At 34.2% G+C, this 19,751-nt stretch carries 9 protein-coding genes, 2 tRNA genes and 3 rRNA genes; 13 read left to right on the forward strand and 1 reads right to left on the reverse strand.

The window, feature by feature from the left end:
• Positions 1-5 precede the first annotated feature (5 nt).
• The 10 genes from A0083_RS02765 (at position 6) to A0083_RS08235 (ending at position 14,202) form a co-directional block, all read left to right on the forward strand.
• The gene (locus A0083_RS02765) at positions 6-1,328 is read left to right on the forward strand and encodes a two-partner secretion domain-containing protein (protein WP_197554003.1); all 1,323 of its coding nucleotides are present in this window, start codon (positions 6-8) and stop codon (positions 1,326-1,328) included.
• Positions 1,329-1,718: 390 nt separating this feature from the next.
• Positions 1,719-3,596 carry a hypothetical protein gene (locus tag A0083_RS02770; RefSeq protein ID WP_197554006.1) on the forward strand — a complete coding sequence of 626 codons (1,878 nt, stop codon included), beginning with the start codon at positions 1,719-1,721 and terminating at the stop codon, positions 3,594-3,596.
• Positions 3,597-3,623: 27 nt separating this feature from the next.
• Positions 3,624-5,318 carry a ShlB/FhaC/HecB family hemolysin secretion/activation protein gene (locus tag A0083_RS02775; protein ID WP_232087569.1) on the forward strand — a complete coding sequence of 565 codons (1,695 nt, stop codon included), beginning with the start codon at positions 3,624-3,626 and terminating at the stop codon, positions 5,316-5,318.
• A gap of 489 nt (positions 5,319-5,807) precedes the next feature.
• A 16S ribosomal RNA gene (locus A0083_RS02780) occupies positions 5,808-7,321 on the forward strand.
• A gap of 95 nt (positions 7,322-7,416) precedes the next feature.
• Positions 7,417-7,492: transfer RNA gene (locus A0083_RS02785), tRNA-Ala, on the forward strand.
• An 8-nt stretch (positions 7,493-7,500) separates the two neighbouring features.
• Positions 7,501-7,577 (forward strand) — tRNA-Ile (locus A0083_RS02790).
• Positions 7,578-8,031: 454 nt separating this feature from the next.
• Positions 8,032-10,939: ribosomal RNA gene (locus A0083_RS02795) — 23S ribosomal RNA — on the forward strand.
• Positions 10,940-11,101: 162 nt separating this feature from the next.
• Positions 11,102-11,218, forward strand: a 5S ribosomal RNA gene (gene rrf, locus A0083_RS02800).
• The 16S, 23S and 5S rRNA genes sit together here with 2 tRNA genes alongside, the layout of an rRNA operon.
• Before the next feature lie 997 nt (positions 11,219-12,215).
• A complete protein-coding gene (locus A0083_RS02805; protein WP_197554009.1) occupies positions 12,216-13,565 on the forward strand; it encodes an ATP-dependent DNA helicase in 1,350 nt (449 codons plus the stop codon).
• Between the two features lies 1 nt (position 13,566).
• On the forward strand, positions 13,567-14,202 hold the full coding sequence (locus A0083_RS08235; RefSeq protein ID WP_197554012.1) for a flagellar basal body-associated FliL family protein: 636 nt from the start codon (positions 13,567-13,569) through the stop codon (positions 14,200-14,202).
• On the opposite strand, the gene lolA is transcribed toward A0083_RS08235, so the two are convergent.
• Positions 14,203-14,709 carry a LolA-like outer membrane lipoprotein chaperone gene (gene lolA / locus A0083_RS02815; RefSeq protein ID WP_120759551.1) on the reverse strand — a complete coding sequence of 169 codons (507 nt, stop codon included), beginning with the start codon at positions 14,707-14,709 and terminating at the stop codon, positions 14,203-14,205.
• A gap of 119 nt (positions 14,710-14,828) precedes the next feature.
• On the opposite strand from lolA, the gene secA reads away from it, so the two are divergent.
• The 3 genes from secA to A0083_RS02830 are packed head-to-tail and all read left to right on the forward strand — an operon-like array spanning position 14,829 to position 19,745.
• Entirely contained in the window at positions 14,829-17,417 is a 2,589-nt protein-coding gene (gene secA, locus A0083_RS02820) for a preprotein translocase subunit SecA (protein ID WP_197554015.1), read from the forward strand.
• A 9-nt stretch (positions 17,418-17,426) separates the two neighbouring features.
• A complete protein-coding gene (locus A0083_RS02825) occupies positions 17,427-18,716 on the forward strand; it encodes a sigma-54-dependent transcriptional regulator (protein ID WP_197554018.1) in 1,290 nt (429 codons plus the stop codon).
• 12 nt (positions 18,717-18,728) lie between these two features.
• Positions 18,729-19,745, forward strand: coding sequence for an aspartate-semialdehyde dehydrogenase (locus tag A0083_RS02830; protein WP_197554021.1), 1,017 nt, complete (start codon positions 18,729-18,731; stop codon positions 19,743-19,745).
• Positions 19,746-19,751 lie beyond the last annotated feature (6 nt).

A 19,751-nucleotide genomic window follows, 5' to 3' on the forward strand; every position in this document is an offset into this window, starting at 1 on the left:
TAACTATGAAAACAAATAAACTATCAAATCATATCATACTTTCAAGCATAGTTTCTTCTATGCTTTTTTCTCCTCTTATGGCTTTACCTAGTGGAGGTAAATTTACTCATGGGACTAGCGGGACTATAACTACAAATGGCAATAATATGCAAGTTAGTGGTAATGGGCTAAACTCAGTCATACAATGGGGTGGTGGTTTTAATATAGGTAAGGATCAAAGTGTAAATTTTGGAAATAATAATTTCAAAGGTCAACAAAACTACCTAAACATTGCCCATGGTGCTAACAAATCTATGATAGAAGGTGTATTAAATGCAGGTGGTAATAATGTCTTTTTAATCAATCCCAATGGAGTAATCATTACTAAAACAGGAACTATCAATGCTAATCGCTTTGTGGCTTCTACTTCGTCGATGAGTAATGAAAGCATGCAAGATTTTGCCGATGGAAAACTTGCTTATAATACTTTCTCTCCTGTGTTTAAACCAAATGGTGGTAATGTGGTTAATATGGGTGGTGAAATCAATGCTGCTAGCGTTGTCTTGCAAGGCAATAAAGTAATATCTAATGCATATACTGACTATCATAAAAATTTAGGAGAACACTCAAAACAAATTTCAGCTAATGAAATAACCTTACAAGGCAATGAAGTTCATGTTGATGTAAGCTCTATTAATGGTAATCAACTTAGCAAATTAAATATCAAAGGAAGTGATGGCAATAACTTTAAAGGTTCTATGTATTTAAATGCTAGTGGATATTATTACAACCCTAGTTCTTTTAAAGTGTTTGGTAAATATACAAACACAAATAACAACTTTAAAGTATATGATTATGTAGGTATAGGTTCTGATGTAGATTGGTGGCATTTTGCCAAAGGGTGGAATGATGACAAAGAGGGCTTTAGAGAAACAGCTGATAAATATAGACTTACAAGTGATATAGATTTTAAAGCAAGTAGTGGTCAAAACTATGCAAACTATTGTATAGAAGGACTTGGATGTACTAATATGATAGTTGGTTATAAAGATGCTATTTATGATAATTGGGAATTGGTAAAAGATAATGGATTTTCTAATAAAACATTCGATGGACAAGGCTTTACTCTAAGCAATATTAGCATAAATACAACTGATATGCCATCTATCACTTATGCAGGGATATTTGGTAGTGCAAATAATTCTGTGTTTAAAAATATAAAAGTTGATTACAATCAAAATTCTATCATTTCACACGCAATGCAAACAGGTGGGTTTATTGGATATGCAAGCGGTAGTAGTAAATTTGAAAATATAGAACTTAAGAATATTTCGAAAATTTTTGCATAATCAAATAATGGTTTATATGTAGGTGGATTTGTTGGAAACGTAAATGGAGCAACGTTTGATCAAATTTTACTTGGAAATATAGATGAGATAAGTGGACTTAGTACTAGTTTTGGTTCGCACATAGGTGGTTTTGCAGGAAGTGTAAACAATGGAAAATTTGAAAATATAAGTATTTTTGATATTAAAAAAATTCTTAATGACAAAACTACTAAGGAAACATATACTGGTGGTTTTGCTGGGCAAATTTCTTTTGAAGGTGGACAATTTAATAATATCGATATTAGAGGGATTAAAGAGATTAGAGGAGGGTTTGTTACGGGAGGATTTTCTGGTAATCTTGATAATTCCAAGATATCGAATGTAAATTTAGATATAGGAGATATCAACTCTGTGTTTAATTCTTCGAGTAATACATATACTGGAGGTTTTATAGGGAGTATTGATTCTGGCGAAAGCGAATTTAGTAATATTAGCATAGCGGTTGGAAATATTAAAAGTATTAATAAAGATAGTCAAAGTGTGTTTTATGATGATTCAGAAAATAATGGTAATGCTTATGCAGGAGGATTTGTAGGCTTTGCTAATGGAGGTATTTTTGATAATATCAGCATAAAAGCTAATAAAATAGAAGCTATCAATGATAACAACCTAGAAACTGGTCGTGCTGTTGCAGGAGGATTTGCAGGTAAAATAGAAGGATATAGAAGCGACAAATTAACAATATCAAATATTACTATAAGAGATATTGATACTATCTTGGGTAGATTAGAGCAAGATAAAAATAGCATAGTAAATGTCGGTGGTTTTGCAGGATGGATCCAAAAAGAAGGTCAAGGAGATCTAAGTAATATAAGTTTGTATAATATTAAAAATATTCAAGCATATGGTAAAGGTGATTTTGCGAATGCGGGAGGTTTTATAGGTCGTGTGGATGGCCGTGGTACAGGCAAAGATTTTGAGTTAAATTTAAAAAATATATATTTATTTTTTGAAAAAGATTCTCAAATACAGTCGTTTGCAAGTGAAGGAAAAGCAATAAGTGGAAAATTCATCAGCGCTTATGATGATAAAACATCAAAACTGTTTTTTGATGATATTCATGTATATCATCATGAAAGTGATTTTTCTGATGTAGATTCTGATAAAAATTACTGGAAAGATACACAAGTAAATATTCACACATATAAAGATGAGAATAAAGAAGAAAAATATAAAGAATTTTTAAATCAAGACAATTCTATCGCAAGACCGATTATAGAACTTCCTAGTAAACCAGAGTTTGTTGAAAGTGAAAAAATAAATTATCCAGATGTTGAAAGTATAAAAAACGAAGAGGCGATTTTAGGTGAAGATGATTTATTTGAGGTTACTATTAAAGAAGAAATCTTGGGAGATCTTATAGAGCAACATTATAAAGTATACATTGATACCTTATTGCAAATGTTGGCAGAGAAAGATTATAAATTAATGACCTTGGAAGAAAAGATCGAATTTATCTCTAAATATTTTCTTAAAGATACGGTTAATAACAAAGAAGAAGCTTTGAAAATCATACAAAGTTTAGATTTTATCGCAGCATACCAAGATAATGGATTAAATCAAGCATCAGAAGATAAATTTGAAAGTGGAATTCGTGATTTTTATATCAAAAATATTAAAGCAAATATGGATAAGGTCTTAGAAAATAAAGATAGAATTAGTTTTGCTTTAAAAAATGATCTAAAAGATGTTGTTTTAAATTCTAACTCGCTTATTGCAGAGTTAGAAGAGATTAAAAAACAATTGCAAGCTTTGGCAGATCAATACAACGAATATGTAAGAAATAACACTCAAATTGATACAAATGTGCTTAGTGAATTACTCTTGAGTATTAATTCATTATCAAAACAGCAAGATGCTATCTTAAGTCAGTTGGGCTTGTCAGATATTAAATCTAAAATAGAATACAAAATAGATAATGGCAGTTTTTTGTTAGTAGGTGATTATGCTCAAACAGCTTATAAACCTATACTAGAAGCAGTAAATATTAATCCTGGGAATTCTTCAAAACCGGATTTACCTTGGATTGATTTGTTTCCAACTCTACCTGATCGAGTAGATCAGGTAGAGTATGTGACTTTTGGCGGAGTGCCATTTGGATTAATGGGAAATGATTTCATAAGAAAAGAACCTGAAATAAACATCATAGGTGAGACCGAAGGCGATGATTATAAAAAAACATGTGTGACAAGCTCAAATTCTAAAGTAATGAATGCTTGTATTAATTGATAATGTTAAATAAGGAATGAAAGATTTATGAAAAAACTCTTACTTAGCACCATAGCACTTAGTTCTTTAATCTATGCTAATGAAGGAGGCATTAGCATAGCTAAAAATGATATAGAAAAGGTTATAGAACTATCTCCTGATAGAAACCTCCCTCAAAACAAAGCCATCAAAGAAAATCTAAAAACCAAAGAAGATTATGAAAAAAGCCAAGAGGCTAAAAAAGACTTTGAAGAAAAAAAAGAAATTTTAAAAGAAAAACTCAAACAAGAAGATGAAACTAATACCAAAACGCCTCATCAGCCACATCATCAAAACAACTCAAATGCCACATCTAAAAAAGTTATCACTCATTATAAATTTGTCATCGTTAATGAAAACACTAGCTTTGAAAAACTAGGCATTAAAGAAGAAAACCTACAAAACCTTGTAGGTGAATTTAGTATGAGAAAATTTAGTTTGCAAGATTTGCAAGATATATCTAATATCATTGCTTATTATTTTCAAGTCAATGGCTATCCTGCAGCAACTGCTTATGTACCCCAACAAGAATTTGAAGATAATATACAAATTAACATAGCCTTAGGAACACTGGGTAAGTATGTTGTAAAAAATAAAACGACTATAAAAGATCATTTCATAGAAAGTAAGCTTAATGAAAGAATCAAAGGTAAAATCATCTCTACTAAACTCATAGAAGATAGTGTATATAAAGTCAATGAAATGTATGGAGTGCAAACCTTAGCAGGTTTACAAGCAGGAGAGAATGTAGGGGAAACTGATGTTGTGATAGAAGTAGTCCCTGATACTAAGGCTAATGTATTATTATATACTGATAATTATGGCATTAAAAGTGCAGGGGATATAAGAGCTGGTATTAGTATGGGATTTAATTCTATATTGAATATGGGAGATTATTATAATTTTTACTTACAATCAAGCAATGAAAAACAAATCAACTACGGGGCTAGTTATACTTTCTTTTTAGGAAATTTAAAAATTACTCCAAGCATATCTCAAGGAACTTATTCTTTAGGTGGAGATTATGAGGGTTTAGGTTTTAGTGGTACTTCTAGAAATTTTGGTATAGACTTTTCTTATCCTGTGTGGATTAATACTAATTCCTCTTTGTACTTTACTTCTAGTATTTATCATAAGATACTTAGCGATGTAACTTTGGATCTTTTAACCTTTGATAAACATTCTAATGTAGGGAGTATGGGATTAGAAGGTTTATTTAGAGGCTTTGAAAACAACACCTTAAGTTATAGTGCAAAAGTAAGTATAGGTAAGGTATATGATGATGGTACTACTATATTTGGAAGTACATCTAAAAGTGGATCTAAAGGCTTTGGTTGGTTTAGAAAACTCAATGCTAGTGTGAATAATTATTACAGTATTAATGAATACATCACTCATACATTAAACATCAATTATCAAAAGGTATTAGGAAATTTTGAATTAGATTCTTCTGAGAGTTCCTCTTTAGGTGGAGCTTATGGAGTAAGAGCGTATGATAATGGTGAGGGTGATGGAGATAATACCATAGTGGCTAACTTTGGTATAAGAATTAATCTACCAAATACGAATTTTTATTTTACTCCCTTTTATGATATAGGTTATGCTTGGTATGAAAAAGATTCAGGAGATAGATTAGCAGATGAGCATTTTTTAGATGCAATAGGCTTACAAATACTTATAATAAAGCAAATGAGTATTATATAAAATTAGATGTAGCAAGAGCGCTACATCAATACAAATACGATGATGATCATAGAATGAAACTATACTTAAGCGGTGGGATTTATTTTTAATTCACCGCTTTTGTGCCCCCCCCACTTCTTTAACACACTTCACTTCATACACCCTATATCAATACACTTTATATTCTTTTATATTTATTATTCTATATTTATAAATTCTCCTTTCTATAAATTTCTTTTTTTATTTTCATTTCTTTTTTCATTTAATAAAACTTTAAGCTTTTGTTGCTATAATTTCATTTCCTTTTCAAACGAAAGGGATTTAAAAAGCTAAGATTTTTTGTCTTAATTTTTTAGTATTTGTTCTTTAAATTATTAATATTGTTAATCAAATCTTATAGTCAATCTTTGAAATCTAAATAAGTGATCGATTGAGCCAGAAAGATTTATTTTTAAATCTTAACAATCAACTTTTTCTTTGAAGAAAAAGATTAAACTTATCCAATTATTTTTTATGGAGAGTTTGATCCTGGCTCAGAGTGAACGCTGGCGGCGTGCCTAATACATGCAAGTCGAACGATGAAGCTTTTAGCTTGCTAGAAGTGGATTAGTGGCGCACGGGTGAGTAAGGTATAGTTAATCTGCCCTACACAAGAGGACAACAGTTGGAAACGACTGCTAATACTCTATACTCCTGCTTAACACAAGTTGAGTAGGGAAAGTTTTTTCGGTGTAGGATGAGACTATATAGTATCAGCTAGTTGGTGAGGTAATGGCTCACCAAGGCTATGACGCTTAACTGGTCTGAGAGGATGATCAGTCACACTGGAACTGAGACACGGTCCAGACTCCTACGGGAGGCAGCAGTAGGGAATATTGCGCAATGGGGGAAACCCTGACGCAGCAACGCCGCGTGGAGGATGACACTTTTCGGAGCGTAAACTCCTTTTCTTAGGGAAGAATTCTGACGGTACCTAAGGAATAAGCACCGGCTAACTCCGTGCCAGCAGCCGCGGTAATACGGAGGGTGCAAGCGTTACTCGGAATCACTGGGCGTAAAGGGCGCGTAGGCGGATTATCAAGTCTCTTGTGAAATCCAACGGCTTAACCGTTGAACTGCTTGGGAAACTGGTAGTCTAGAGTGAGGGAGAGGCAGATGGAATTGGTGGTGTAGGGGTAAAATCCGTAGATATCACCAAGAATACCCATTGCGAAGGCGATCTGCTGGAACTTAACTGACGCTAAGGCGCGAAAGCGTGGGGAGCAAACAGGATTAGATACCCTGGTAGTCCACGCCCTAAACGATGTACACTAGTTGTTGGGGTGCTAGTCATCTCAGTAATGCAGCTAACGCATTAAGTGTACCGCCTGGGGAGTACGGTCGCAAGATTAAAACTCAAAGGAATAGACGGGGACCCGCACAAGCGGTGGAGCATGTGGTTTAATTCGAAGATACGCGAAGAACCTTACCTGGGCTTGATATCCTAAGAACCTTATAGAGATATGAGGGTGCTAGCTTGCTAGAACTTAGAGACAGGTGCTGCACGGCTGTCGTCAGCTCGTGTCGTGAGATGTTGGGTTAAGTCCCGCAACGAGCGCAACCCACGTATTTAGTTGCTAACGGTTCGGCCGAGCACTCTAAATAGACTGCCTTCGTAAGGAGGAGGAAGGTGTGGACGACGTCAAGTCATCATGGCCCTTATGCCCAGGGCGACACACGTGCTACAATGGCATATACAATGAGACGCAATACCGCGAGGTGGAGCAAATCTATAAAATATGTCCCAGTTCGGATTGTTCTCTGCAACTCGAGAGCATGAAGCCGGAATCGCTAGTAATCGTAGATCAGCCATGCTACGGTGAATACGTTCCCGGGTCTTGTACTCACCGCCCGTCACACCATGGGAGTTGATTTCACTCGAAGCCGGAATACTAAACTAGTTACCGTCCACAGTGGAATCAGCGACTGGGGTGAAGTCGTAACAAGGTAACCGTAGGAGAACCTGCGGTTGGATCACCTCCTTTCTAGAGTACAAACTGATAAGTCTCACAACTATCAGTTCATATATAGACTCAATCATCCTTGTTTAGATTTCAAAGATTGATGAAAAGCTAATTTTGGGGAATTAGCTCAGCTGGGAGAGCGCCTGCTTTGCACGCAGGAGGTCAGCGGTTCGATCCCGCTATTCTCCACCATTTATTAAGGGCCTATAGCTCAGCTGGTTAGAGTGCACCCCTGATAAGGGTGAGGTCACAAGTTCAAGTCTTGTTAGGCCCACCATAAAAGATTTGTTTATCAATCATAAATTAAAGTTTTAAAACTTAAAGCAAGTATATAGCTAATAATAAAGCAATAAGTAAAGTAAAATGATTTATTACTTATGTTTTTAAATTATTTAAACTCTTGATATATACTTCCTTTAGGTTTTAAGACCTAAGCTAAATAAATAATAGAATATTTTATATATTAGATTAGTTATTTAATGTTATTTGAATTATCATTGTTAAGAGTCACAAGCAAGTTTTAATAAAAACAATTTTACAGGACTTGTTAAAGGATAAAACCTAGCTATCTTTTCTTTAGCTTTTAGTTAAAGACAAGTTTTAAACTCACAGCTTAGTTGGACTAATATTTTTAGTTTTATTAAGTGTTTAAATGCTTTCCGTCTTAAGATAGTAAAGTCTTATCATAAAAACTTTAGCAAGGAAGTGATGCGTTTTAGAATGAATTTAAAAGGTAAGCTATTAAGAGCGAATGGTGGATGCCTTGGCTGGTAAAGGCGATGAAGGACGTACTAGACTGCGATAAGCTACGGGGAGCTGTCAAGAAGCTTTGATCCGTAGATTTCCGAATGGGGCAACCCAGTATATAGAGATATATACTACCATAATGGAGCGAACGTAGGGAATTGAAACATCTTAGTACCTACAGGAAAAGAAATCAATAGAGATTGCGTCAGTAGCGGCGAGCGAAAGCGCAAGAGGGCAAACCCAGTGCTTGCACTGGGGGTTGTAGGACTGCAATGTGCAATAGGTGAGGTTAGTAGAACACTCTGGAAAGTGTAGCCATAGAGGGTGATAGTCCCGTATACGAAAACCAAACCTTAGCTAGCAGTATCCTGAGTAGGGCGGGACACGAGGAATCCTGTCTGAAGCTGGGTCGACCACGATCCAACCCTAAATACTACTACCAGACCGATAGTGCACAAGTACCGTGAGGGAAAGGTGAAAAGAACTGAGGTGATCAGAGTGAAATAGAACCTGAAACCATTTGCTTACAATCATTCAGAGCACTATGTAGCAATACAGTGTGATGGACTGCCTTTTGCATAATGAGCCTGCGAGTTGTGGTGTCTGGCAAGGTTAAGCACACGCGAAGCCGTAGCGAAAGCGAGTCTGAATAGGGCGATTAAGTCAGATGCTGCAGACCCGAAACGAAGTGATCTATCCATGAGCAAGTTGAAGCTAGTGTAAGAACTAGTGGAGGACTGAACCGATAGGCGTTGAAAAGCCCCCGGATGACTTGTGGATAGGGGTGAAAGGCCAATCAAACTTCGTGATAGCTGGTTCTCTCCGAAATATATTTAGGTATAGCGTTGTGTCGTAATATAAGGGGGTAGAGCACTGAATGGGCTAGGGCATACACCAATGTACCAAACCCTATCAAACTCCGAATACCTTATATGTAATCACAGCAGTCAGGCGGCGAGTGATAAAATCCGTCGTCAAGAGGGAAACAACCCAGACTACCAGCTAAGGTCCCTAAATCTTACTTAAGTGGAAAACGATGTGAAGTTACTTAAACAACCAGGAGGTTGGCTTAGAAGCAGCCATCCTTTAAAGAAAGCGTAATAGCTCACTGGTCTAGTGATTTTGCGCGGAAAATATAACGGGGCTAAAGTAAGTACCGAAGCTGTAGACTTGATTTTATCAAGTGGTAGGAGAGCGTTCTATTTGCGCCGAAGGTATACCGGTAAGGAGTGCTGGAGCGAATAGAAGTGAGCATGCAGGCATGAGTAGCGATAATTAATGTGAGAATCATTAACGCCGTAAACCCAAGGTTTCCTACGCGATGCTCGTCATCGTAGGGTTAGTCGGGTCCTAAGTCGAGTCCGAAAGGGGTAGACGATGGCAAATTGGTTAATATTCCAATACCAACATTAGTGTGCGATGGAAGGACGCTTAGGGCTAAGCAAGCTAGCGGATGGAAGTGCTAGTCTAAGGTCGTAGGAGGTTATATAGGCAAATCCGTATAACAATACTCCGAGAACTGAAAGGCTCTTCAAAGTCTTCGGACAGCGAGGAGAATTGCTGATGCCGTCGAGCCAAGAAAAGTTTCTAAGTTTAGCTAATGTTGCCCGTACCGTAAACCGACACAGGTGGGTGGGATGAGTATTCTAAGGCGCGTGGAAGAACTCTCTTTAAGGAACTCTGCAAAATAGCACCGTATCTTCGGTATAAGGTGTGGTTCGCTTCGTATTAGGATTTACTCCGAAAGCGAAGAAACTTACAACAAAGAGTCCCTCCCGACTGTTTACCAAAAACACAGCACTCTGCTAACTCGTAAGAGGATGTATAGGGTGTGACGCCTGCCCGGTGCTCGAAGGTTAATTGATGGGGTTAGCATTAGCGAAGCTCTTGATCGAAGCCCGAGTAAACGGCGGCCGTAACTATAACGGTCCTAAGGTAGCGAAATTCCTTGTCGGTTAAATACCGACCTGCATGAATGGCGTAACGAGATGGGAGCTGTCTCAAAGAGGGATCCAGTGAAATTGTAGTGGAGGTGAAAATTCCTCCTACCCGCGGCAAGACGGAAAGACCCCGTGGACCTTTACTACAGCTTGACACTGCTATTTGGATAAGAATGTGCAGGATAGGTGGGAGGCTTTGAGTATATGACGCCAGTTGTATATGAGCCGTTGTTGAGATACCACTCTTTCTTATTTGGGTAGCTAACCAGCTTGAGTTATCCTCAAGTGGGACAATGTCTGGTGGGTAGTTTGACTGGGGCGGTCGCCTCCCAAATAATAACGGAGGCTTACAAAGGTTGGCTCAGAACGGTTGGAAATCGTTCGTAGAGTATAAAGGTATAAGCCAGCTTAACTGCAAGACATACAAGTCAAGCAGAGACGAAAGTCGGTCTTAGTGATCCGGTGGTTCTGTGTGGAAGGGCCATCGCTCAAAGGATAAAAGGTACCCCGGGGATAACAGGCTGATCTCCCCCAAGAGCTCACATCGACGGGGAGGTTTGGCACCTCGATGTCGGCTCATCGCATCCTGGGGCTGGAGCAGGTCCCAAGGGTATGGCTGTTCGCCATTTAAAGCGGTACGCGAGCTGGGTTCAGAACGTCGTGAGACAGTTCGGTCCCTATCTGCCGTGGGCGTAAGAAGATTGAAGAGATTTGACCCTAGTACGAGAGGACCGGGTTGAACAAACCACTGGTGTAGCTGTTGTTCTGCCAAGAGCATCGCAGCGTAGCTAAGTTTGGAACGGATAAACGCTGAAAGCATCTAAGCGTGAAGCCAACTCTAAGATGAATCTTCTCTAAGCTCTCTAGAAGACTACTAGTTTGATAGGCTGGGTGTGTAATGGATGAAAGTCCTTTAGCTGACCAGTACTAATAGAGCGTTTGGCTTATCTTATTTAAGCATCACTTCCTTGTTAAGGTTTTTATTAAGCTTTAGTCTTAAAAGTAAAATCTTATAGTAGAAGTTCGTTGATATTAGAACTTGCTCTTAACATTGTTTTTTAAGTATTCTTGATAAAACAGTATAAAGATTTAAATAGAATATTTAAATAACAATGTCCGTGATTATACAGATGTGGAGACGCCTTGCTCCATCCCGAACCAAGAAGCTAAGCACATCGTGGGTGATGATACTACGCCTTACTGGCAGGGGGAAAGTAGCTCATTGCGGACTTGTTAATTCTCTTATTATTCTTACTTATTACTTAGTTAAATCCTTAATTAGTTTATTCTTTGTTTTTTTTATTAGAGATAGTTTTTATTGTTTTATAATTTATTTCTTTTATGGTTTTTTATAATAAATATCTTTCTAGGAAAGTGATTAAATTATAATAAAGAGCTTTAGAGATAGTTGTAAAAAGTAGGTTTCTTTTATTTCTTTTATGGTGCGATCATGAATTGTTTAGTGGTTAAGTTAGTTTTTACTGCTTGTCGTGGATTAGTTTGATTAGTTTGTGTAGTTTGTGTAGTTTGTGTAGTTTGTGTAGTTTGTGTAGTTTGTGTAGTTTGTGTGGTTTGTGTGGTTTGTGTGGTTTGTGTGGTTTGTGTGGTTTGTGTGGTTTGTGTGGTTTGTGTGTGTGGGGGGGGGTGGGCGTAGCGTTTTTGTATAGAGTTGGTTTATTTGGTTGCTATAGCTTTTAAGTTGTGTTATTGTGATTGAATTATTTTAATAGTTGGCTTAGTTGGTTTGAAGGTTTAGTTGTTTTAGCTTTAAAATGCTTATAGTAAGTTTGGTAAATTACTTTTTTAGTTTTTTAGTTTTTTAGTTGGCGGTGCTTTGTAGTTTGTATTAAATTATTTTAATAATTTATGGAGGCTTGTTTTAATTTTTAATTGTGTATATCTTTTTTATTGCTTTATTAAATTTGCTTTTATGGGTTTTTTAGATGAAATTGTAGTTTTATGTTCTTAGGTGTGTATTATTTATAATTGATAGATTGCTTGTTTATTTGCTTAGATTGTTATAGATGTTTTTATTTAATAAGATATTGTTTTTTATCATTAATAGGCTTAGGATTATTGATTAATATAAGAAAGTAGCTTTGGTAAACTTGTTGGTGTAATTATGGCTTTTTAGGGTGTATGGTGGATGTGGGTTAATTGTTTTTTATAGTTTTTAGGTTGTTTGTGGGAGGGGGGGGTTGTTATAGAAAAGATACTATAATTTTAAAATGGTTTTAGAGAGAATAAGATATTTTTTAGAAGATGGGCATGTTTTCTTAAGCGGTGGAGCAGGAGTTGGGAAGTCATTTTTAACCATAGAACTTATTAAATCGTATAGAAAACAGGGAAAAATTGCAATTGTATTAGGTTCTACAGCACTAAGTGCATTTAATATAGGTGGGGTAACCTTACATAGTTTTTTTGGTTTTGGTAGATGTGCAAACTATGAAGAGTTATATTATGAAGATAGAAATCAAAAAGATAAATTAGAAAAAATTAGAAGAATTTTAAAACAATGCGATTTGTTGGTTATCGATGAAATATCCATGGTTAGTGCTTCTTTAATGGAGATGATATACTATAGACTATCAAGAAGTGAATTTAATGGCAAAATCTTGTTAGTTGGAGATTTTTTTCAACTTCCTCCTGTGGTAAATTTTAAAAATTCTCAAGTGCATAATAGTTTGTTTAATCACTCTTTGTACGCCTTTTCTTCTCAAGCATGGGTTGATTTAAAATTTACCAATTTAAAACTTACCATTACAAAAAGAACTATGGATAAGCTTTTTTATGAATATTTATTTTTTATTAGAATGGGTGAGGTTAATCAGCAAATACTAGATTTTTTTAAAAAAATGCTTATACTTCCAAAAGATTTGCTTATCTACATGGATGAATACACGCTATTGTGCGCAACAAATAAAAAAACTAACGATATCAATACAAAAAAATTAAATTTACTGCAAGGTGAAGAAAGAATTTTTAAGGCTTTTAGTGAGAAGATTGATCAAAATTTGGATGATAAAAGTTATCAACAGTGGATCAATGGTTTAAATTCATTAGAGGAGTTAAAGTTAAAAATAGGTGCTAAGATTATTTTTTGTGTTAATAATAAAGAAGAAAATTATTATAATGGCGAGCAAGGAGTTATAATAGACTTCATAAAAGATGAAGAGCAAGAATTTATTTTAATAGAGAAAAACAATAAAGAAAGATTAAAATTAAAAGTTTACGAATATATTTTGGAAGAATACGAATTGGATAAAAATGATCGATTGGAGGCTAAAATCAAGGCGAAATTTATTCAATATCCAATAAAGCTAGCTTATGCCATTACAATTCATAAGTCTCAAGGTATGAGTATAGATAAGTTAATATGTGATATTGATGGAATTTTTGAAAAAGGACAATTATATGTGTGTCTTTCTAGGGCTGTTAATCCTTGTCATTTGAAAATCGTATATAATTATAAAATGCCTTTTGAGAATTATTTTTTAAGTGTTTTAAAAACTGACAAAGAAGTGAAACAGTTTTACTCAAAGGAAAAATTTATTGATTTAGAAGAAAATGAGGAATGAGATGAGATTGATTGCATTTTTATTATGTGCGTACTTTGGTGTCTTTGCAAATACTTTAAGTATAGAAGATTTTAGAACAGATTTATATTCCAAAACCGGAGCAAACACTTTAAAAAAAATCGAGCTAAGTTTAGATTTTGAAGGAGAAAATTTAGATTATAATAAAATCACAGATGCGTTAAATACGATCATATCTAGTTATTTTTATGAAGACTTGTTCACAGAAATAGGAAAAAATAATTTCAAAGAAACTTTATTGAAATTTAGCAATAAAAAGTACAAAACACAAATTAGCAATATTTATATTTTAAAAATCAACTCAGTTGCACCATTTGATTTGGAGGAATTTAAGCGTTATGTTAAAGACTTAGAAGATGATGATAAAAAAGAACTTACAAAAGAAATAATCAATACCCCAAAAGTTACAAAAAAACAAGAGCAAAATTCAACAAAAGATCTCAATGCTACTCAAGTGATAAATGATGTTGCAAATGACAATAATCCAAGCTCAACTCAAGATGCTAATACAAGCAAAGAGGCAATGGATATGATATTAAAAACAATGCAAGATGCGCAAATGCAAATGTTAGCACCAAGCAAAGATCAGCAAGATTTATTTAAAGAGATACCATTTTGATTATTGAATAATATCAAAATGACTTGGAATTTTTGGTAAAAAAACTTCATCATTTATTTTTTGATCAAATTTTTGATTAAAAAAATGAATACTAACAGAATTTTCTAGCTCATCTTTGTAGGAGATATCATTTAATTTGTCATTTTTTAGTTGAATAAAATAAGTGATGTTTTCGTATTTTGCTTCGTATTTTTCTTTTGATATTTGCTTTGCTTGTTTGAAAATTTCTTGAAGATTTGGTAAATTTTGCAAATGCGTATAAATGACTTGCTCTAGTTCAGGCTCTATGATCACAACTTCTTTATGATTGATGTAAATTTGTTTTTGATTGGGTTGGGTATAGTTCCAAAAAGCTTTATTTTGTGTAATGATAAAATTACCCTTATAGTTTAGTGTTGCATTGTTGCTTGTAACTTTTTGTTCAAAATCACTACTAAAATTTTGAAAGTTAATATCAAATGCAAAGCTATTATATAATAAAAAAAATAAAGATAAAAAAATTCTCATTTATGTCCTTTTTTTGTTTTTTTGATTATATAAAAATTAACCAAACAAAACTTTTTATATAGTTCTAATTAAAACTAAGATATAATTTAGCATATATTTTTATAAATAAAGGTAAAAAAATGTTTTCTAATTTATTTAAAGCAGTATTTGGCACAAAAAATGATCGAGAAGTGAAGAAATACTTAAAAAGAGTTGCACAAATTAATGCTTTAGAATCAAAATACCAAAATCTTAGCGATGATGAATTAAAACAAATTTTTTTAGATTTTAAAAGTCAAATTCAAAATCATGAAAAAACCTTAGATCAAATTTTAAATGAAGTTTTCGCAATAGTAAGGGAAGTGGGTAAAAGAACGCTTAATATGCGCCATTTTGATGTGCAGTTAATCGGTGGTATGGTTTTGCATGAAGGTAAAATAGCTGAAATGAAAACAGGAGAGGGTAAAACCTTGGTTGCAACTTTACCTGTTGTATTGAATGCTATGAGTGGTAAAGGCGTACATGTAGTTACTGTGAATGATTACCTAGCTAAAAGAGATGCAGAACAAATGAGCGCGATTTATAATTTTTTAGGTTTTAGTGTAGGGGTAATACTTTCAGAACAAAATAGCGATGAAGCACACAAAAAAGCTTATGAATGCGATATAACTTATGGTACAAATAATGAATTTGGTTTTGACTATTTACGCGATAATATGAAATTTTCAAAACATGAAAAAGTACAAAGAGAGCATAATTTTGTTATCGTAGATGAAGTAGATAGTATTTTGATTGATGAGGCAAGAACTCCTCTAATTATAAGTGGTCCTACAAATAGAACTTTAGATGGCTATATCAAAGCGAATGAAGTTGCTAAGCAAATGCAAAGGGGTGAAGCGGTGCTTCCTCCACAAACTCCAGATGGTGATTTTGTTGTTGATGAGAAAAATAGAACAATTATGATCACAGAGGTTGGAATTTCTAAAGCTGAAAAATTATTCGGAGTGGAAAATTTATATAGTCTTGATAATGCAATTTTAGCTCATCAGCTTGATCAAGCTTTAAAAGCACATAATTTATTTGAAAAAGATGTGCATTATGTTTTAAGAGATAAGCAGGTTGTAATAGTTGATGAATTTACAGGAAGATTGAGCGAAGGAAGACGTTTTAGCGATGGTTTACACCAAGCCTTAGAGGCAAAAGAAGGAGTGAAAATTCAAGAAGAAAGTCAAACTCTAGCAGATATTACTTTCCAAAATTATTTTAGAATGTATAGCAAGTTAGCAGGTATGACAGGAACTGCACAAACTGAGGCAACAGAATTTTCTCAAATTTATAGTTTAGATGTTATCTCTATACCTACTAATATTCCAATTGCAAGGTTGGATAAAGACGACTTGATCTATAAAACACAAGAAGAAAAATTTAAAGCAGTGATTGAGGAAATAAAACAAGCTAATGCAAAAGGTCAGCCGGTATTGGTAGGAACTGCAAGTATTGAAAGAAGTGAAGTGTTTCATAATATGCTTGTTAAAGAACGTATTCCTCATCATGTACTTAATGCTAAAAATCACGAGCAAGAAGCTTTGATTATCCAAGATGCAGGAAAAAAAGGTGCAGTAACCATAGCTACAAATATGGCAGGCCGCGGTGTGGATATAAAAATCGATGATGAAGTAAGAGCTTTGGGTGGACTTTATATCATCGGAACAGAACGTCATGAAAGTAGAAGAATAGACAATCAGCTTCGTGGTCGTGCGGGAAGACAAGGCGATCCTGGAGTGAGTAGGTTTTATTTGAGTTTAGAAGATAATCTTTTGAGAATTTTTGGTGGCGATCGTATTAAAAATATCATGGAGAGATTGGGTATAGAAGAAGGTGAGCATATAGAAAGTCGTATTGTAACCCGTGCAGTGGAAAATGCTCAAAAGAAAGTAGAGAGTTTGCATTTTGAAAGTAGAAAACACTTGCTAGAATATGATGATGTAGCTAATGAGCAAAGAAAAACTATTTATAATTATAGAAATGAATTGCTAGATGAAGAAATTAATCTACAAGAAAAAATTCTAAAAAATATTGCTGAATATAGTAATTTTTTAGTAAGTCAAATTTATTTAAATGCTGAATTAGAAGATGATATAAAACATTTTGATAACTTAAAGCAAAAAGTAAGCTATGAGTGCAACTTAGAACTTAAAGAGGAAGACTTTAAAGACTTAGGTGTGGTAGAAGTAGAAAATAAACTGACTGAAATTTTAGAACAAGCTTATAAAGAAAAAATGAATATTATTGAAGAAAGTGAAGCAAGAAGAATCGAAAGAATTTTATATCTTCAAATTTTAGATAATTTATGGAGAGAGCATTTATACCAAATGGATATTTTAAAAACAGGTATAGGCTTGAGAAGTTACAACCAAAAAGATCCTTTGGTGGAATACAAAAAAGAAAGTTATAATCTCTTTATGGAACTTGTAGAGCGTGTAAAATTTGATAGTTTAAAACTACTATTTAATGTAGTGTTTACTCAAAAAGAAGCACAAAATTTCGAAGAAAAAACTCAAGAGCAAAACGAGCAGTTTTTAGCAAATACAACAGAAATTGGTGTAGATGAAAATGCACAAGCACAAGTTGCAAAAGTACCTAGAAATTCTCCTTGTCCTTGTGGTAGTGGTAAAAAATACAAAGAGTGTCATGGAAAAAGTGGCCCTAAAAAAGGTATTTTAGCTTAAGGTTGAATGATGAATTTGGTTATAGTTGAAGATGATATCAATATGAGAAAATCACTCGAGATAGCCTTGAGTGAGTATGAGGAATTTACTATCAAATCTTATAAATCAGCTACTGAAGCTTTGAAAAAAATCAATGATGATGTTGATTTGATTATTACAGATATCAATATGCCAGGTATGGATGGTATTGAATTTGTACAAGCTTGTGAAAATAAGTATGATTTTATCATTATCACAGGCAATGCAACTTTAAATCGTGCGATTGAAGCGGTGAGATTGGGTGTTAAAGATTTTTTAGTAAAGCCATTTGATATTAACACTTTGGTAACTGCTATCAAACGTGCGAAAATAATTCAAGAAAAAACTTCCAAAAAATCTAGTAAAAAATCCAGTAAAAATGAGGAAAATCAAGATTTTTATGGTAGTTCTAAGGCATTAGAGGCATGCCTTGGTTTAGCAACAAGAGCAGCAAAAACTGATGCAAGTGTTGTTCTTTTTGGTGAAAGTGGAGTAGGAAAAGAAGTTTTTGCTAACTTTGTGCATAAAAATTCAAAAAGAGCGCAAAAGCCTTTTGTGGCGATTAATATGGCAGCAATTCCATCTAATTTGATTGAAAGTGAACTTTTTGGATTTGAAAAAGGTGCTTTTACTGATGCTAATACAACTAAAATAGGGCTTTTTGAGCTTGCTAATGAAGGAACTTTGTTTTTAGATGAAATAGGGGAAATGCCTTATGAAATTCAAGCAAAGCTACTAAGAGCTTTACAAGAAAAAGAAATCACAAGATTGGGAAGTACTAAAAGCATCAAGATTGATGTTAGAATTATTAGTGCAACCAATGCCGATATAGAAAAAAAGATAGCCAATAATGAATTTAGGCAAGATTTATACTATAGACTTAATACTATACCGATTAATATACCACCACTAAGAGAGCGTCAAGAGGAAATTTTGCAAATAGCGCAAAAAGTTTTGCTTGATACTTGCAAAGAGTATGACTTTAAAGAAAAAAAATTAAGTCAAGAGGCACAAGATGCTTTATTGTCTTATGATTTTCCAGGAAATATTAGAGAATTAATTTCTATTATACAAAGGGCTTGTATTTTAAGTGAAAGTGATGAGATTAGTGCTCAAGATTTGTTCTTAGAAAGTAGAAAAAGCAAGGATATAAAAAATCTTGAAAAGGAATTGATTTTAGAAGCCTTAAGAAATTCACAAGATACAAGTGAGGCGGCTAAGCTTATAGGTATGAGTGAAAAAATTTTTAATGAAAAAATGAAAAAATATAATATTACTTAAAAAGGAAGGATAATGAAAAAAATTGCTATTGTGGGCGCAACTGGAGCAGTTGGTGAAGAGCTTTTGAATGTTTTAGATGAGCTTGATTTTCCAGTTGAAAGTATTTTGCCGCTAGCAAGCGCAAAAAGCGCAGGCAGTGAAGTAGAATTTAGAGGCAAAAGCTACAAAGTTAAAGAATTAACTCCAAGTGTTTTTAAGGAAAATCCTGTAGACATCGCCTTTTTTAGCGCAGGTGGAAATATAAGCGCTGAGTATGCAAAATACGCAGTTGAATGCGGTGCTGTTGTGATTGATAATACAAGTCATTTTAGAATGGATGAGAATGTTCCTTTGGTGGTGCCTGAATGCAATAGTGAAGATATTGAAAATTGGAAAAAAACAGGGATTATTGCAAATCCAAATTGCTCTACTATACAAATGGTACATGTGTTAAAACCACTAGATGATGTATTTAATTTAAAAAGAGTAGATGTAAGCACTTATCAGGCTGCAAGTGGTGCGGGTAAAGAAGGTATGGAAGAATTGGTTCAAGGTATGCAAAGTTTTTTTGCGTTTGAATTAGATGAATTTGAAGCAAAAACCTTTCCTTATCCTTTGGCTTTAAATTTAATTCCGCAAATTGACGTTTTTAGTGATAATGGATACACTAAAGAAGAGTTAAAAATGATCAACGAAACCCAAAAAATACTTCATAAGAAGCTAGATATCTCTGCAACTTGTGTAAGAGTTCCTGTGCTTAGAAGCCATAGTGAGGCCATTACAATGCACTTTGAAAAAGAAGTGGATATTGCTCAAGTAAGAGAAATTCTTTCTAAGGCTCCAAGCGTTGTTGTAATGGATGATGTAGAAAATAAAAAATACCCAATGCCGCTTTTTACAAGTGATACAAATGAAACTTATGTGGGTAGAATTAGACGCGATATAAATCACAAGAATATTGTGCATTTATGGTGTGTAGCGGATCAAATTCGTGTTGGGGCGGCTACTAATGCTGTCCGTATTGCAAAAAAATGGTTAGAATTGGTTTGATAAAGG

Origin of the sequence: Campylobacter sp. 2014D-0216 (genome assembly GCF_014931215.1) — a bacterium.
Lineage (GTDB): Bacteria > Campylobacterota > Campylobacteria > Campylobacterales > Campylobacteraceae > Campylobacter_D.

Coding starts and splice junctions, on each gene's coding strand:
- lolA (WP_120759551.1), bottom strand. CDS start 14,709: ATGAGAATTTTTTTATCTTTATTTTTTTTATTATATAATAGCTTTGCA.
- A0083_RS08235 (WP_197554012.1), top strand. CDS start 13,567: ATGAGATTGATTGCATTTTTATTATGTGCGTACTTTGGTGTCTTTGCA.
- A0083_RS02775 (WP_232087569.1), top strand. CDS start 3,624: ATGAAAAAACTCTTACTTAGCACCATAGCACTTAGTTCTTTAATCTAT.
- secA (WP_197554015.1), top strand. CDS start 14,829: ATGTTTTCTAATTTATTTAAAGCAGTATTTGGCACAAAAAATGATCGA.
- A0083_RS02825 (WP_197554018.1), top strand. CDS start 17,427: ATGAATTTGGTTATAGTTGAAGATGATATCAATATGAGAAAATCACTC.
- A0083_RS02830 (WP_197554021.1), top strand. CDS start 18,729: ATGAAAAAAATTGCTATTGTGGGCGCAACTGGAGCAGTTGGTGAAGAG.
- A0083_RS02765 (WP_197554003.1), top strand. CDS start 6: ATGAAAACAAATAAACTATCAAATCATATCATACTTTCAAGCATAGTT.
- A0083_RS02805 (WP_197554009.1), top strand. CDS start 12,216: ATGGTTTTAGAGAGAATAAGATATTTTTTAGAAGATGGGCATGTTTTC.